A 13,642-nucleotide genomic window follows, 5' to 3' on the forward strand; every position below is an offset into this window, starting at 1 on the left:
GACGCAGTGAATCTATTACTTCATGTATTTGGAGACGTCTTCGCCAAACCACTTTTGCGCCAGCTTATCCAGCGTGCCGTCCGCCTTCAGCTCTTTCAGCGTTTTCGTGATGTCATCATTCAGTGCCTGATTCTGAGCAGAGCGGTGGATCAGAACATAGGTATTGTTAATGACCACCGGCTCACTGGCTTTGATAGCCAGCTTCTGGTTGTCGATTACTGTTTGCTCACCGAGGTTTGAAGGCAGGATGAGTGCGTCATATTTACCGTTCTGTACTTCTTTCAGACGATCCGGATAAGGCACCCCGGCGCTGGACGCTTTGATGGTGATCTTGTCGTTCGGGTTATCCTGCTGCCACTGGGTGACGAACTTATACACGCCCCCACCTGCGGTGACAGGCACGATCTTCTTGCCGACCAAATCTTTCATACCATTGATATTGCTATCGCTGCGGCTGTAGATCTTCATCAGGCTGGCACCGATTGGCGCATCAGGTATCAGGAACTGTTTGCTGCGCGCAGGCGCTTTATAGTATCCGCCGGTGGCCATGTCATATTTGCCGGTTACCAGGCCGGTTTCCTGTGCGATATCCGCCGCACCTTCCATCACAAATTTGTACTGTGGCAGTTTCGCGTTGATGGCTTTCAGCACGTCCGGCTCGTATCCCTCGGGTTCGTGACCAATTGCGCCCCATGACAGCGGCTTGGATTCTGCAGCGGTGGCGATTTTGATAGTACGAACGGCGTCAGCAAAGCTGTTACCGCTGATCAGGGCCAGTGCGATGATGCCAGGCGCGGCCAGGCGACGTAATGTGGTTTTGATTGCAGGCATGTTTTTGATTCCTTTAATTATTAGAATACTTTTTCTGAGTTGAGGAACTGGGCAAGGCGCGGCAGCGTTGGGTTATCAAACATCTCTGCTGGCGTCCCCTGCGCCGCCACCACACCCTGATCCATAAACACGATGCGATTCGAAATGCTTTTCGCAAACTGCATTTCGTGCGTCACCAGCAGCGAGGTAATGCCGGATGACGCCACATCTTTAATCACTTTAAGCACTTCACCCACCAGCTCAGGATCGAGCGATGAGGTCGGTTCATCAAACAGCATCACATCCGGACGCACCGCCAACGCACGGGCGATACCGGTCCGCTGTAACTGGCCGCCCGATAACTGCGATGGATAGTGATCGAGCCGGGTTCCCAGGCCTACGCGTTCCAGCTCCTGCACGGCGATGTCGCGCGCTTGCTGTTTGGTTTTACGCTGGATAACAATCAACGGATCCATCACATTTTCCAGCACCGTCATATTTTTAAACACGTTAAACTGCTGAAACACCATGGCAGTGCGCAGACGGATAGCCTGAATCGCTGCTTTGTCGGGTGACTGATAATCCATGCGGATCTGGTCGAGTTGAATCGTCCCCGCTGACGGCTTCGCCAGGTAGTTAATGCAGCGCAGCAGCGTAGTTTTCCCCGTACCACTTGGCCCAATGATCGAAACCACATCGCCGCGTTTTACTGACAGATCGACACCTTTCAGAATCGGGTTACTTCCGTACGCGAGCGTAATATTGTTGAGTTCTAACATCCGGTGCAGCCCTTATTTGTTCAGGTCAGCATGGCCAAGCACATGCATCAGACGGTTGGCCCAGCCAAAGATGGCGATAGCGTGGATCAGATCGATAATCTCCTGATCGTTCATGCCGACGGCGCGAAGTGCGGCAACATCTTCCGGCGTGGCTTCAGACGGTGTGACCGATAAACGACGCGCAAAGTGATAAATAGCCGCGTCGCGTTCACCCAGCACGTCCGCACGGTCGAAATAGATGGCACTGACCACGGCGTCGCTGTCGGCCAGCTGTGCATGACGGCGCGCATGCACCACCGCACAGTAGCGGCAACCGTTAACAATGGAAGCACCCAGTGCGCCAAGTTCACGATCCGCGCGGTTCAGACCACCGTCAACATACATAATGGCGTTGAATAAACCGGTACGCGCAGTGTAGCTCTCTGGATCGTGTACCAGCGTGCGCACATACTCTGAGATCTTCTTGTTGGACGGCGTCACTTTCATCGCATCAAGCTGTGCCGGCGTTGCCTGTTCAACCTCTACGGGTGTGATATAGGGATGCCAGTGCAGCGGCTTGAGATTAACCGACGGAATCATGCGGACCTCATCAGACGTAAGCCAGCCGCGACCCGCGTCTGGAAGTTAAGAAAGGCGATCAGTTCAGAGAGCGCGACAATTTGCGGGTTGCTCAAGCCGGCCTGCTCCAGCAGGCGAATGTGCTGTTCAGTCGCCTGAATCGGGTGCTGTGTCACCATGTCAGCATGGCGTGCAATCGATGCCAGCGGTTCCTCATGCACAGGATTACCGGCCGCGAGCGCCAGTAACGCGTCAGACGGGTTCAACACTGCCAGCTGTGCATGATAATCGCGTTGCAGCGGTTCATCCGCGTTCAAGACCGCCATACGTTGCGCCAGCGCCAGACGGAGAACCGCAGGCAAACCCTGTTCGTCTTCCGGCGTTAACACTGACAGACGGCACGCTTCTGCACCCTCAACAAATTCGGGACGCAGGCGGCGCGTCTGATACAACGCTTCTTCGGGTACTAATCCGGCTGCCTGATCAATAACGTCGCTCACAACGCGTTCTCCTGTTTTAGTCGCGGGGTTGAATCTACCCATTCATCGCCCAGTAATTCCGGGGTGTTAAAAGCCTGTAAGTTGGCATAGTGCTGCCCGACGTCATCGGCGAACAGTGAAGCAGCAATGCCGCGCACCAGGCGTTCCGCTCCTGCACTCACTGCAGGAATATCGCCAGAAACTTTGCCGTGCGTCAGCATCGCAGCATCATTGAAACAGTGAATGTGTGCCAGTATCGGGCAGGCACCCGGCGTCAATTCGCGGAATTCAAACGAAGGTCCGAGATCCGGCGCTTCCAGCAGGCTGTGTCGTGCAGTCCCCATTTCCGGCTGATAGCGTCCGTCGGACCAGCTACGAATATGTGGCGCAATGGCAGCAAACTCCGGACGACCGTGGAAATCGTTGGTGAAGCCGGTGGCGGCGATCAGGAAGTCGTAGCGCAATACGCCCTGGGTCGTTTCGATCAGCAAGCCATCGACTTCCTGCTTAACGGCCTTGATGGCGCAGTCGAGGAAGAAACGTGCATTGTCATGACGGGATACACGCAGGGTTGAAGCACGCGGCGGCGGCGTTTGCGTCGCGGCGGTGTAATCGACAAACTTCCACTTCCAGACGTCGGGGAGTTGATACATGCCATGCACCACGCCCTGACTGCCAATGCCCGTCATCTTATTAATGCGCGGCATTTCTTTACGTCGGATCAGCAGATCGACTGCGGCAGCGCCCTGCTCCAGGGCGGTGGCAGCGTTATCCATCGACGATGCGCCTGCGCCAATCACCGCGACGCGTTTGCCCTGTAATGCGGCAAAATTGATGTTATCGGCGGAGTGTGCCCAGAACTGGCGATCGATACCTTGCAGGAAATCCGGGACGGCAAAACCACCGAGTCCTGAACGCCCGGTAGCCAGCACCAATCGGCGTGTGTAGACGCGCCCGGTTTCGGCACCGTCCAGATCGAGCGCAATGAGATCCCCGGCCTGCGCGATATGGGTGACACGCACGTTGTTCTGCACCGGCAGATTCAATACCCTGCGGTACCAAATCAGGTAATCCATCCACTGCGCTTTAGGAATTTTGTCCAGTGCTTCCCATGCTTCATTCCCCCACTGTGCCGTGAACCATGCACGGAAGGTCAGCTGCGCGAGCCCCAGAGCCGGACCGTGTAGCGTTTTCGGCGAGCGCAGCGTTTCCATGCGCGCAAAAGTAACCCACGGCCCTTCCAGCCCTGCGGGCGCAGCGTCATAGGCCACCACATTGCTAATGCCGGTGAACTGTAATTTAGCGAGCGCTGCCAGACCGCACATGCCCGCACCAATCACCACTACATCGCGAACGGGTGCGCTCTGATAAGTCCGTTCCGGTACCCATGATTTGGCAGGCAGCTCCAGAAACTCCAGATCCTGCTGAAGCTGAGCTTCCAGCGCATCAAGACCTTTGGCGACAAATGTCATAAAGCAATCCCCTGGTGTCAGCGATCGCATGAGAGCGAGCGAAAACGGTCAATGTGCGTCAATGAGACGGCCTTTGATTATCTTCAAAACACATAATAGGCTGCTAACAATCATTAAAACGCATAGTAAGAACTAAGTTTTCGCATAATCCTCTTGCCCTAATTCAGAGTCAATAACTCCGCTCAGGATTCGACCAATGGATTTCTTATATCTTATGCTGAAAAAGCTATAAGCATTGAATATGAAGGGATTTTTTATAAATGGGTGTCTGGTTCTGCCTTAATACCTGTAGTAAAAACGATCTCTATATCGCAGCCTTCCACTTGATAGTGACGTTAAAACGAAAACCGTTATTAATCCTGATTGATGATTCGCATAATGCGAGGGTGTTCACTGGCAGTCAGACGTTTAAATCCAGGCAGCAACTGCGCGGCGGCATCTGCCAGCGCCTCCACCAGCGCCTGCGCCGCGCTGGAAAGCTGGCGGCCCTGAGGCGTGATCACACCAAAAAAGTAAGGGATATCTTCCTGAAGCGGGCGGATCGCCACACCGGCCAGCGGCATGCCCCAGCCTGTAACCGGTTCGAGGATCGCTACACCTAATCCAGCCCGCACGCAGCCCAGAATATTCGCCGACGAATTGGTTTCGATAGTTTCCAGCAGCGGCGCTTTGACCTTCTTCAGCGCTTTATCATAGCGGCCACGCAAACGCTGCGGACTCCAGGGGGCAATTAAACGGCGGCCTGCTAACTGACTCAGCGATAGCGTACTGTTCAATGCCAGCTCATCTTTTTCCGGCAGCGCGACCACGCACTGCGACTGTCCAATCCAGTGCAACTCAACCGCGTGATGTTCAAGCGGCAAACTGCACAAACCGATGTCAGCCTCTGCGGTGATCACCGCATGCGCCGTCTGAACGGCGGATTCACTGATGATTTGCACTTTGTTTTGCAGATTCAGCGCAGCCAGTGCCTGTGGCAATAAGCCGGCAGCGAGCGCGGGCGTAGCCGCAATACTGAGCGGGCGATGCTGCTGATGCGCAATTTCCTGAGCACGCAGGCGTATCTGCTGTAATGACAGCAGCGCTTTTTGCACATACTGATGCAGCTGCAAGGCCTCTTCTGAGGGATGAATGCGCGGACCATTACGAATAAACAGTGGGTAACCCAGCGACTGCTCCAGCTCCTGAATCAGACGGGAAACGGCGGGTTGGGAGCGGTTTAGCACTTTGGCTGCCGCGGTGACGCTGCCCGCAGAGATTACCGCCGAGAAGGCTTCCAGCTGACGCAGATCGAGGTCATTTAACAAAGTCATCGCGAGGATTCTTCCCTAAGTCATTGATCGTTCCCGATAAACACACGGGAAAAAATCCATCATAGAGAGAGTTTGTCAAATTAGCCATAACGACAAAAATCGCGTGGCAGTTGCCGATTCGTCACGGCGTGTATCCGGCGACTGAATGCAGGATATTCATGCCGCCTTAATGTGGCGGCGGCCAGGTCACTCTAATGCTGTTATCGTCTGAACGTGGTGCTGGAAGACGAAAGGATCTGATATCAGTTCAAACTGTTCATCATCAGGATAGGTCACGGCAATCTGGTACTCTTCACCAGCAAACGCTTTGATTGCCTCTAAATCTTCCCAATATGTTGCAAGAAAAAAATGTTCCCATTTCCCTTGCGTCTCTCTTCTCACATAGGCTCCCAGATTACCAGGCGTCCTTTGTGAATGTTCAACGCCGGTCTTCTGCAGATGAATCGCAAAACTCTCTGCATGGATAATTGGTACGCATCCGTGCCATGTCCTGACAATCATTTCACTATCCTCATGTTATGGAAGGGATTTTAACCATAGCATGCCACTCGCTAAACCGGAATTATTTATCAGGAGCGGGTAAATCATGTTTGTGTTAAAACACTCTTTTACGCAAACCGGAACGGAAACCAGCTGGAGCAGAAATGAGAACACAGAAGCGATGTATCGGATACGTGGCAATCGTAGTTGATGACTATGACCGGGCAATTGAGTATTACACGCAAAAACTGGGTTTTACACTTGTTGAAGATACACCACAGCCGGGTAAGCGCTGGGTTGTAGTCACACCCAATCCTGAGAGTGACTGCAATCTTCTTCTGGCTCGCGCATCAAATGAACGACAGAAAAATTTTATCGGCAATCAATGCGGCGGAAGAGTTTTCCTTTTTCTGCAGACAGATGACTTCTGGCGTGACTACAACGCGATGAAATCGAAAGGCGTCACGTTCTGCCAGCTGCCGCGAGAAGAAGAGTATGGCACCGTGGTGGTATTCGAAGATCTTTACGGTAACCGCTGGGACCTTTATCAGAACAGACAAACTTAAAAGCTGTCCTCCAGATAACGCGATGGACCAGCAAAAGCACGAATCCAGACACGATATCTTTGATACTGGATAAGTGCTTATGAATTATTTCCCGGCACGTTGTTATCAGCTAAATATCAGCAAGTAAACCAATAGCGCTTCTATTGCGCTCAGGCTGCAACGTTCAGATCCGCGAATTAGTATCTTTAATCACGCTTATTTTCCGATATTTCCAGCTGCGACCTGGCATTATAAAAACGTCGGTAAGATAAATAGACCGCGATGATTGTTGACAGGCTGGCGGTTCCAATCAGCATGAACGTCACCATAATCTGATACTTAATTGCCTTGAGCGGATCGATTCCTGCGAAGATCAATCCTGACATCATCCCAGGAAGGCTGACCAGTCCGACCGTTTTGGCCGCATCTACCGTGGGGATCAGAGCTGTACGAATGCTGTCAGCAATAATACGGCCCGACGACAACTTCACTGATGCGCCCAGGCTCAGCATCTCCATAATTTTCTGGTGATTATCGCTGAAACGCTGGTTCAGATTGCTGTAACAGAGCCCTACCGCGACCATGGCATTACCGGCAATCATGCCTGAGATGGGAATGACCTGCATCGGCACAAAGGCGATTGCGCCGCTAAGCACCAGAATCGTCAGTGTGATGACGGTGCCACTGAAAATAGCGACAAAGGATATCGCAAAGGCGTTATCGATATTCCGACCGCGCTTGCGTGCATTGATTGCGGCATTTACGCAGATAAACAACACCATCACTACCGTCAGCCAGCTGTTATTAACGTCGAAAATTGACTTCAGCACGAAGCCAACAATAATCAGCTGGATAATCGCCCGGCATACACTCCAGATAATATCTTTGCTCATGCCGAGCTTTTCTTTCTGACTGATTAGCAAAGCAATGACGACCAGCGTCAATGAGAGCAACAGTGAGGTGTCACTGATATTATGTTGATTCACGCTGATGCTCCTCTTCGGGCGCTGCCAGACGAAGCACATTCCCGGCCTGCTGAATGTCATTTACATCGTGACTGATACGCACCACCGCCACCTTGTCTTCAACTGAAATTCTGTTAATCAATGAAAGCACCGCCAGCCTGTTTACGTCATCAAGGGCGCTGGTGACTTCATCCAGTAGCAAAATATCCGGCATAAACTGCAGATTACGAAGCAGCCCGATACGCTGCTTTTCCCCACCGGAGAGCTGTTCAACAGATTTATTCAGCATATCGGGTGAGAGATTGACACTCTCAAGGTGAGCAACAAGCCTTTCCCGATGCGGTTTCTGGCGCCGGATCTGCCAGGGAAGCGCGAGGTTGTCGTAAACCGTCTGACCAAACAGCTGCGGTGTCTGAAAACAGTACGAGACCTGCTGGCGATACGCCTCTGCGTCCAGGGTGGTGATGTCGTGGTTTTTGAAGAAGAGTTGCCCGGAATCTGGCGTAATGAGGGAAGCCATAATTTTTAAAAGTGTGCTTTTTCCACTGCCAGAAGGGCCGGTCAGTAATACGCAATCGCCCTGATGTAACTGCAGAGATACCGGTCGTAGTAGCTGACGATCTCCGACTGAAAAAGTGACCTCCTGCACATCGAGCAGGGGCAAAACTCTGTCCATATTTACGCCTCAGGACCTTAAGAGAAAGTGGCAGGATTTTTGCGTCAGACGGAATCAGACACTGCCTTTCATGGGCCGGATACACGTGGTGTGCTTTGCCGCCCATTTACAGCGCGAATGGCGGGTTAAGCGCATCGGACTGCGAGACATAAGAGTAGTCATTTCAGAACGGCTAATCATCTTCTGAGTTAAAAATGAGTGGATTGAAACAGCTGTGGGTCGTTCCTCCGCAAAAAGCACGAGGGTCAGACAAAGGTGGCTGACCCGCTGCGGCAATTATTTGTTTTCCCAGTGGGTAGAAACGGGGTTTGTGACCGTATTCATTTCCTGTGTATAGGTGCCGTTCTGCTGTGCGATGGCCTCGCCGGTGTCGACAATCGCGTTCTGAATGAAAACGTTCTGCTTTTCACTTTTGATAAACGTTAACTGGTGAAAGGCCGTTTTATTCCCCCAGTCAGCAGAAGGCAGAGAGATAAAACGCACGGTGAACGTTTCATCATCAAACTTGCCCTGCATAACGTAAACGCCGTAGTGGTTTTCGCCCTGAGAAATGATCTTGTAGGTGCCATTGTCGTAATAATAGATCTCAGCGTCCGGAAACGGCTTTTTGTCATACATTTTGCGGTAGTGCAGCACCTGTTTGATGGTGGGCTGCCCGAAACTGACAGTCAGGTTTTTACCATCCGCTGAGGTCGTCAGACCTTCAGCATGAACACTGCTCATCAGCATTAACAGGCTGGTTGTAACCATTGCAGTTGCTTTCACTCTCTTTCTCCTGATCGGATCACGGGAACAACAAACGTATAACACGACAGAACTTACACGGCAGTGCGTGTCGGTTGAAGAGGCAGATAACACCTCATTACACATTGTTATAATCACTAAAGGTGACCAGGTTGTTACAGAATGACAGCTCCGCAAATGATGCCAGGCTGTCACTGGATTTAATTCAGTAAACCAGCCCCGACATTCACCGATAAACCCAGAATAGCCAGATTGAAAATAAAGGAGATAACAGATTGCAGTAATGCGAGTTTACGCATCTCTGTGGTTCCGGTGGCAACGTCCGCAGTTTGTGACGCAACCGCGATGGTGAATGAAAAGTAGAGGAAATCCCAGTAGCCCGGATCCGTCGTTTTATCGGGGAATATCAACGGACTCACATGTTCACTCCGGTTAAGGTAGTGCTGATGAGCATAGTGCATCGCAAATGAACTGGGCAACATGGCCCAGGATGCGATCAATGTCATTGCTGTCAGCAACAAATGCAGGAGTCGTGGTGTGCCGGTCAATCCTTTCAGGGTAGGGAGTTCACTCAGAATAGCCACAATACTGACCATACACGCCACAATCACGATTCCCAGCACCAGCGCGGCACTCTGATCCTGCAGCTGAGCAATACGCTTAATTCCCGTTGCATCGGTTCGCAGCATACGAACCCAGAGAATGCAGAGATAGAGCCAGGCCCACACATTCCAGCTAATCAACAAACGCTGCATCTGACCCAACTGAGCAGAGAGCAAAAAGTAGCACATTAAACCGGCAGCAACAGAGAGCACCAGACGCAAGCGGGTATACAGCGTGGAGGTTAAAGATGTCGGCATCGTAAAGCCATTATGGTTTAGTCAGAATGATATCCACTTTAGCTAAAACCGGGTAAAAATTATAAATAAAGAATCAATACTTACACTTTTTAAGTATCCGCCAGGATTCGGTTCCAGAACGTGAAATGTGTAAAAAGCGCAGCGAATCACTTATGCAGTAAAGTCTGCGGGTATTGAGAGGGTGAATAATCTAACGGTGTTTGTTCCATCAGGTATGGCTGCCGCTTTAGCAGTAGTTTTTTGGTGAATTATCTATTTCGCCTTTACGATTAAAACAGATGTTAATAATTCTCAATCACGCTAACCTGAAGGCAGTGAAAATAAATCTCCACCCTCTTTATTTTTATGGCGATTTCCAGCTCAATCAGGGTAATAAACAGATCGCCAGGCAATATCTGGAAAAAGCACTCAAAGCAGCGCCGCGTCCAGGGCGGGAAATCGCTGACAATGGACGGCATGCCGATATTGAACGTGATCTCAGCAAGCTTGATTAAGGTTTTTTAACGATGGCCCGCCGGTTCCCTCGTTGACTTTCGCCCCGCGTCTATACTTTTTCGAGGGCGACTATTCGAGAGCCAATGACGTCATGATTTACAGATTGAGTGCCTGCTGCGGCCTGCTTTAAAACGTTAACGTCTGACACAAGAGGGATAAACGGTTGATACATGGAGAATCGCACAAAATTTCGCGATCTGGCTGGCTGCGAGCAGCCGTGCTGGGTGCCAATGATGGCATTGTTTCGACGGCAAGCCTTCTCACCGGTGTCGCTGCTGCAAACAGCGCTTTTCATAGTCTGCTTCTGGCAGGCGTAGCTGGCGTGGTGGCCGGTGCCATGTCTATGGCGACAGGTGAGTACGTTTCTGTTTCCTCACAGGCTGACACCGAGCGCGCCGCTATTGCCGAAGAACAGGCCGAACTAGAAAGCAACTATCAGGCTGAAACACACGAGCTGGCAGCAATTTATACTCATCGCGGTTTGAATAAAGAATTAGCGCATGAGGTTGCCACCGCACTCATGAAACATGACGCTCTTGATGCGCATACGCGTGATGAACTTGGCATCTCTGATATCTCCAGCGCCCGGCCGCTTCAGGCTGCACTGTTCTCTGCAGGCAGTTTTACGGTGGGGGCATTAATTCCGCTTATTGTCGCTCTGACTTATTCAGGTATTGCGGGTATTGTTATCTCGGCTCTGCTGGCGCTGATGATTTTAGGGGCTGTAGCCGCCAGAGCCGGCGGAGCACCAGTCATACGCAGCGTCATCCGTGTCAGTTTCTGGAGCAGTCTCGCAATGGCGCTGTCCGGCGTGACTGGCGCTTTGTTTGGCCATTTCGCAGGGTGAATTAAGGTGACGCTTAAGCGTCACCTTAACTACATAAGCTGAATACCAAAGCGCTTTAAAAACAGCGCCCAGAGAACAAAGAGGATGACAGTGATTACGCAGGATATCAGTAGCGTCAGCCAGAAGCCGGTTCGCTGATAGAGGTAAGGAAAAAGAACGAACATCGGCAGTGTCGGCACCACATACCAGAAAGTGTACCAGGCATGAGCGCTGATTTTTTCCTGTGTCTGCCCTTCCAGCTTCATCCAGATCAGCACCAGAAGAGTGACCAGCGGTAAGGCGGCAAGCAGGCCGCCCAGTCGATCGCTGCGCTTCGCCGCTTCTGATATCAGTACGACCATAAACGCCGTAATGGCATATTTCGCTATTAACCAGAGCATGATTCTCCTCAAAATTCCTGTACATCTCACCGACGAGTGCAGGATCGTGAACGATCAACACGCTCTGATTATCAGGCCACGCGCTTACGGCATCATCCTGCGCAACGTGTCATCTTTCAGAAAATAGTGATGGAACAACGCCGCCACCGCATGCAGACCAATTAACCAGTATCCCAGTGGCGCCAGGGTTTCGTGCCAGTCAATTAACATACTGGCAGTGGCAGGGTCCGGAATCGTCGCGACAGGCATGTTAAGCCCAAACAGGGACCACTCTTTTCCGCGCAGGTAACGTGAACTCAGCCCCAGGATCGGTAATACAACAAAAAGTGCATACAGCAAGGTGTGCACCAGATGCGAAATACCCGTCTGCCATGGCGCAACAGGTGGCGTGATCGGCGGGGTTTTCGTGCGGGTGCGCAAAAAAAGACGGGCTATCATCAGGAGCAATATGCAGAAACCTGCTGAAAAGTGAGTAATCATAACCACATTTCGCTGCCAGGTGCCCTTGTCTGCCATCCAGCGCAGCTCAATCGTAGCGTAAGCCACGATGATCAACAGAACCGTAAGCCAGTGAAAAAGAATTTGCGAACCTTTGTATTTGCTCAACATCGATAAACTCCAGTGACTATTTTTTTATGTCACTATACCAGCAAATAATTAGATGTTTATTAGCAATTTACCTGTGATTTTAAAGCTTAATAACTCAGCTACAGAGCAGCCATCCGATGCTTCACAGCATCTGGCTATGGCCTGATTGCACGCTTCGTTAGTTTCACGCTGTAATGCATCCCCTTCACCTTCTCAGACGCATTTGTGGCTGAAAAAACCCTCTATTAACAATCTGATTACATTCATCTACTGCCCAGATGTTTTGCATCTCAGGTTCAGTTTGCATGACGGTAGCGCGTTGTGGCTCTATACACGCTTAACAGGTTAAACAGCTGCTTTGATTGTGTTACGCAGTAAGTAACAATTTTCACGCAATTTACGACAATTTAACACCATGGGGTTCAGGCAATGCGAATTGCGATACTGGCTATTGAGGGCAGCGTTCTCTCAGCCATTTCAGGAATAGCAGACATGTTCTGGATAGCGAATTATGCCGTTGCTTCCAGTCCACAACATGCAGCCCGGTTTGAAAACGACCCTTTCCAGACCGTTATCGTCAGTCCGGATGGTGGCCCCGTATGGGACGTTCAGGGCCGTCTCATTCACATTGACAGCTCCTTTCAGTCAGTTGGTCAACCTGATGTCATTATTGCCCCCGGCATGGTGCTGGGAAACAACCGGGAGCCCGTGAATATGCTGGGCGTAAAAGAGGCCGCCGTCTGGTTAAGGAAGCAATATGACGCCGGTTCTATCGTCGCCTCAACAGGTACAGGTGGGTTCATACTGGGCGAAGCAGGTTTGCTTGACGGAAAGTCTTTTTCAACAACGTGGTGGTTTTATCACACCATGCGGGAACGCTACCCACTTGCTCAGTCTCAATGGGGTAAGGTGCTTGAGGAAGATGGACGGGTATTGACCACCGGCGGATGTTTCTCATGGATTTCGCTGGTTCTGCATATTATTCAGAAAGGCGCTGGAGCCGATGTGGCAAAACTTGCCGCAGGCATGTCGCTAACGGACAACGACTCTTTATGCCAGCACCTTTATGTCCCTCCCGGGCTGGCAGATAATGGCCACCCGCTTTTATTACGTGCTCAGGACATCATACGGTTTAAAAATCCCTCTATCAGCGCGGCTCAACTGGCTGAAGCACTTAATACCACTGAACGCACGCTGCAACGAAAACTTAAAGCGCTCACGCAGGAAAAGCCTAAAGAATTCATCACCCGCATAAGAATAGAATCTGCCTGTGTCATGCTCGCGAATCCTACGATTAGCATACGACAGGTGGTGACAGAGTGTGGCTATTCAGAAGAGACAGCCTTCAGAAAAGCATTCACACAGATAATGGGAATGGCGCCAGCACGTTACCGCCAATGGCTTGCCGACAAAGCCTCACCGCAGGGCTAAAACATACCGGCATTTACAGATGGGATGCTGGATGAACTCGCAGCAGGTTATTATGAAGTGATGATCACTCAGCGTTATCAATATTAATATTGGGTAACCCCCTTTCTGCAGGCCGTAATCAGTTAAACTGATTACGGCTCCTGCACTCGTTCACTTTATTTGAACTATATTTTCCTGTTACATTGCCGATATAACGACATGTTTATTTTTCCGAGCATTA

The 13,642-nt window shown here is 51.0% G+C and carries 17 protein-coding genes; 4 read left to right on the forward strand and 13 right to left on the reverse strand.

What is annotated here, in order from left to right; all coding sequences use genetic code 11:
- Positions 1 to 15 precede the first annotated feature (15 nt).
- The 7 genes from NP77_RS20425 to NP77_RS20455 all read right to left on the reverse strand — a co-directional run bounded on the left by NP77_RS20425 (position 16) and on the right by NP77_RS20455 (position 5,912).
- On the reverse strand, positions 16 to 831 hold the full coding sequence (locus NP77_RS20425; RefSeq protein WP_003855047.1) for a transporter substrate-binding domain-containing protein: 816 nt from the start codon (positions 829 to 831) through the stop codon (positions 16 to 18).
- A gap of 20 nt (positions 832 to 851) precedes the next feature.
- A complete protein-coding gene (locus tag NP77_RS20430; protein ID WP_003855046.1) occupies positions 852 to 1,589 on the reverse strand; it encodes an amino acid ABC transporter ATP-binding protein in 738 nt (245 codons plus the stop codon).
- Between the two features lie 12 nt (positions 1,590 to 1,601).
- Positions 1,602 to 2,168, reverse strand: a complete 567-nt coding sequence (locus NP77_RS20435) for a peroxidase-related enzyme (RefSeq protein WP_008924630.1) — start codon at positions 2,166 to 2,168, stop codon at positions 1,602 to 1,604.
- Positions 2,165 to 2,647, reverse strand: coding sequence for a CMD domain-containing protein (locus NP77_RS20440; protein WP_003855044.1), 483 nt, complete (start codon positions 2,645 to 2,647; stop codon positions 2,165 to 2,167). Before NP77_RS20440 ends, NP77_RS20435 begins: the two co-directional genes overlap by 4 nt.
- The gene (locus tag NP77_RS20445; protein ID WP_039661451.1) at positions 2,644 to 4,098 is read right to left on the reverse strand and encodes an NAD(P)-binding domain-containing protein; all 1,455 of its coding nucleotides are present in this window, start codon (positions 4,096 to 4,098) and stop codon (positions 2,644 to 2,646) included. Before NP77_RS20445 ends, NP77_RS20440 begins: the two co-directional genes overlap by 4 nt.
- A 353-nt stretch (positions 4,099 to 4,451) precedes the next feature.
- Entirely contained in the window at positions 4,452 to 5,411 is a 960-nt protein-coding gene (locus NP77_RS20450; protein WP_003855042.1) for a LysR family transcriptional regulator, read from the reverse strand.
- Positions 5,412 to 5,597: 186 nt separating this feature from the next.
- Positions 5,598 to 5,912, reverse strand: coding sequence for an antibiotic biosynthesis monooxygenase (locus NP77_RS20455; protein ID WP_039661452.1), 315 nt, complete (start codon positions 5,910 to 5,912; stop codon positions 5,598 to 5,600).
- A gap of 143 nt (positions 5,913 to 6,055) precedes the next feature.
- Between NP77_RS20455 and NP77_RS20460 the strand changes: the two genes are divergently transcribed.
- Positions 6,056 to 6,457, forward strand: a complete 402-nt coding sequence (locus NP77_RS20460; RefSeq protein WP_039661453.1) for a VOC family protein — start codon at positions 6,056 to 6,058, stop codon at positions 6,455 to 6,457.
- Between the two features lie 185 nt (positions 6,458 to 6,642).
- Here NP77_RS20460 and fetB read toward each other — a convergent pair whose 3' ends face one another.
- The 4 genes from fetB to NP77_RS20480 form a co-directional block, all read right to left on the reverse strand.
- A complete protein-coding gene (gene fetB, locus NP77_RS20465) occupies positions 6,643 to 7,422 on the reverse strand; it encodes an iron export ABC transporter permease subunit FetB (RefSeq protein WP_039661454.1) in 780 nt (259 codons plus the stop codon).
- Positions 7,409 to 8,077: an ATP-binding cassette domain-containing protein gene (locus NP77_RS20470; protein ID WP_039661455.1), complete on the reverse strand. Its 669-nt coding sequence runs from the start codon at positions 8,075 to 8,077 to the stop codon at positions 7,409 to 7,411. Before NP77_RS20470 ends, fetB begins: the two co-directional genes overlap by 14 nt.
- Before the next feature lie 276 nt (positions 8,078 to 8,353).
- Positions 8,354 to 8,842 carry a hypothetical protein gene (locus NP77_RS20475; RefSeq protein WP_003855038.1) on the reverse strand — a complete coding sequence of 163 codons (489 nt, stop codon included), beginning with the start codon at positions 8,840 to 8,842 and terminating at the stop codon, positions 8,354 to 8,356.
- 179 nt (positions 8,843 to 9,021) lie between these two features.
- Positions 9,022 to 9,681, reverse strand: a complete 660-nt coding sequence (locus NP77_RS20480; RefSeq protein WP_039661456.1) for a DUF1345 domain-containing protein — start codon at positions 9,679 to 9,681, stop codon at positions 9,022 to 9,024.
- A gap of 314 nt (positions 9,682 to 9,995) precedes the next feature.
- On the opposite strand from NP77_RS20480, the gene NP77_RS20485 reads away from it, so the two are divergent.
- Both NP77_RS20485 and NP77_RS20490 read left to right on the forward strand, forming a co-directional pair.
- The gene (locus tag NP77_RS20485; protein ID WP_156137312.1) at positions 9,996 to 10,175 is read left to right on the forward strand and encodes a hypothetical protein; all 180 of its coding nucleotides are present in this window, start codon (positions 9,996 to 9,998) and stop codon (positions 10,173 to 10,175) included.
- Between the two features lie 167 nt (positions 10,176 to 10,342).
- The gene (locus NP77_RS20490) at positions 10,343 to 11,023 is read left to right on the forward strand and encodes a VIT family protein (protein WP_039661827.1); all 681 of its coding nucleotides are present in this window, start codon (positions 10,343 to 10,345) and stop codon (positions 11,021 to 11,023) included.
- 29 nt (positions 11,024 to 11,052) lie between these two features.
- Here NP77_RS20490 and NP77_RS20495 read toward each other — a convergent pair whose 3' ends face one another.
- Together NP77_RS20495 and cybB are read right to left on the reverse strand one after the other, a co-directional pair.
- Positions 11,053 to 11,403, reverse strand: coding sequence for a DUF3147 family protein (locus NP77_RS20495; RefSeq protein ID WP_008924623.1), 351 nt, complete (start codon positions 11,401 to 11,403; stop codon positions 11,053 to 11,055).
- An 84-nt stretch (positions 11,404 to 11,487) separates the two neighbouring features.
- The gene (cybB, locus tag NP77_RS20500; RefSeq protein ID WP_003855033.1) at positions 11,488 to 12,012 is read right to left on the reverse strand and encodes a cytochrome b561; all 525 of its coding nucleotides are present in this window, start codon (positions 12,010 to 12,012) and stop codon (positions 11,488 to 11,490) included.
- Positions 12,013 to 12,420: 408 nt separating this feature from the next.
- Here cybB and NP77_RS20505 point away from each other — a divergent pair, with 408 nt between their 5' ends.
- Positions 12,421 to 13,422 carry a GlxA family transcriptional regulator gene (locus NP77_RS20505; protein ID WP_033742853.1) on the forward strand — a complete coding sequence of 334 codons (1,002 nt, stop codon included), beginning with the start codon at positions 12,421 to 12,423 and terminating at the stop codon, positions 13,420 to 13,422.
- The last annotated feature ends 220 nt before the right edge of the window (positions 13,423 to 13,642 follow it).

The sequence above is a fragment of the Pantoea sp. MBLJ3 genome (genome assembly GCF_000816655.1).
GTDB classification, from domain to species: domain Bacteria; phylum Pseudomonadota; class Gammaproteobacteria; order Enterobacterales; family Enterobacteriaceae; genus Pantoea; species Pantoea eucalypti.

What these genes read in the sequence shown, in the direction of transcription:
- NP77_RS20425 (WP_003855047.1), bottom strand. Translation starts at nt 831, where the DNA reads ATGCCTGCAATCAAAACCACATTACGTCGCCTGGCCGCGCCTGGCATC.
- NP77_RS20430 (WP_003855046.1), bottom strand. Translation starts at nt 1,589, where the DNA reads ATGTTAGAACTCAACAATATTACGCTCGCGTACGGAAGTAACCCGATT.
- NP77_RS20435 (WP_008924630.1), bottom strand. Translation starts at nt 2,168, where the DNA reads ATGATTCCGTCGGTTAATCTCAAGCCGCTGCACTGGCATCCCTATATC.
- NP77_RS20445 (WP_039661451.1), bottom strand. Translation starts at nt 4,098, where the DNA reads ATGACATTTGTCGCCAAAGGTCTTGATGCGCTGGAAGCTCAGCTTCAG.
- NP77_RS20450 (WP_003855042.1), bottom strand. Translation starts at nt 5,411, where the DNA reads ATGACTTTGTTAAATGACCTCGATCTGCGTCAGCTGGAAGCCTTCTCG.
- NP77_RS20455 (WP_039661452.1), bottom strand. Translation starts at nt 5,912, where the DNA reads ATGATTGTCAGGACATGGCACGGATGCGTACCAATTATCCATGCAGAG.
- NP77_RS20460 (WP_039661453.1), top strand. Translation starts at nt 6,056, where the DNA reads ATGAGAACACAGAAGCGATGTATCGGATACGTGGCAATCGTAGTTGAT.
- NP77_RS20470 (WP_039661455.1), bottom strand. Translation starts at nt 8,077, where the DNA reads ATGGACAGAGTTTTGCCCCTGCTCGATGTGCAGGAGGTCACTTTTTCA.
- NP77_RS20480 (WP_039661456.1), bottom strand. Translation starts at nt 9,681, where the DNA reads ATGCCGACATCTTTAACCTCCACGCTGTATACCCGCTTGCGTCTGGTG.
- NP77_RS20495 (WP_008924623.1), bottom strand. Translation starts at nt 11,403, where the DNA reads ATGCTCTGGTTAATAGCGAAATATGCCATTACGGCGTTTATGGTCGTA.
- cybB (WP_003855033.1), bottom strand. Translation starts at nt 12,012, where the DNA reads ATGTTGAGCAAATACAAAGGTTCGCAAATTCTTTTTCACTGGCTTACG.
- NP77_RS20505 (WP_033742853.1), top strand. Translation starts at nt 12,421, where the DNA reads ATGCGAATTGCGATACTGGCTATTGAGGGCAGCGTTCTCTCAGCCATT.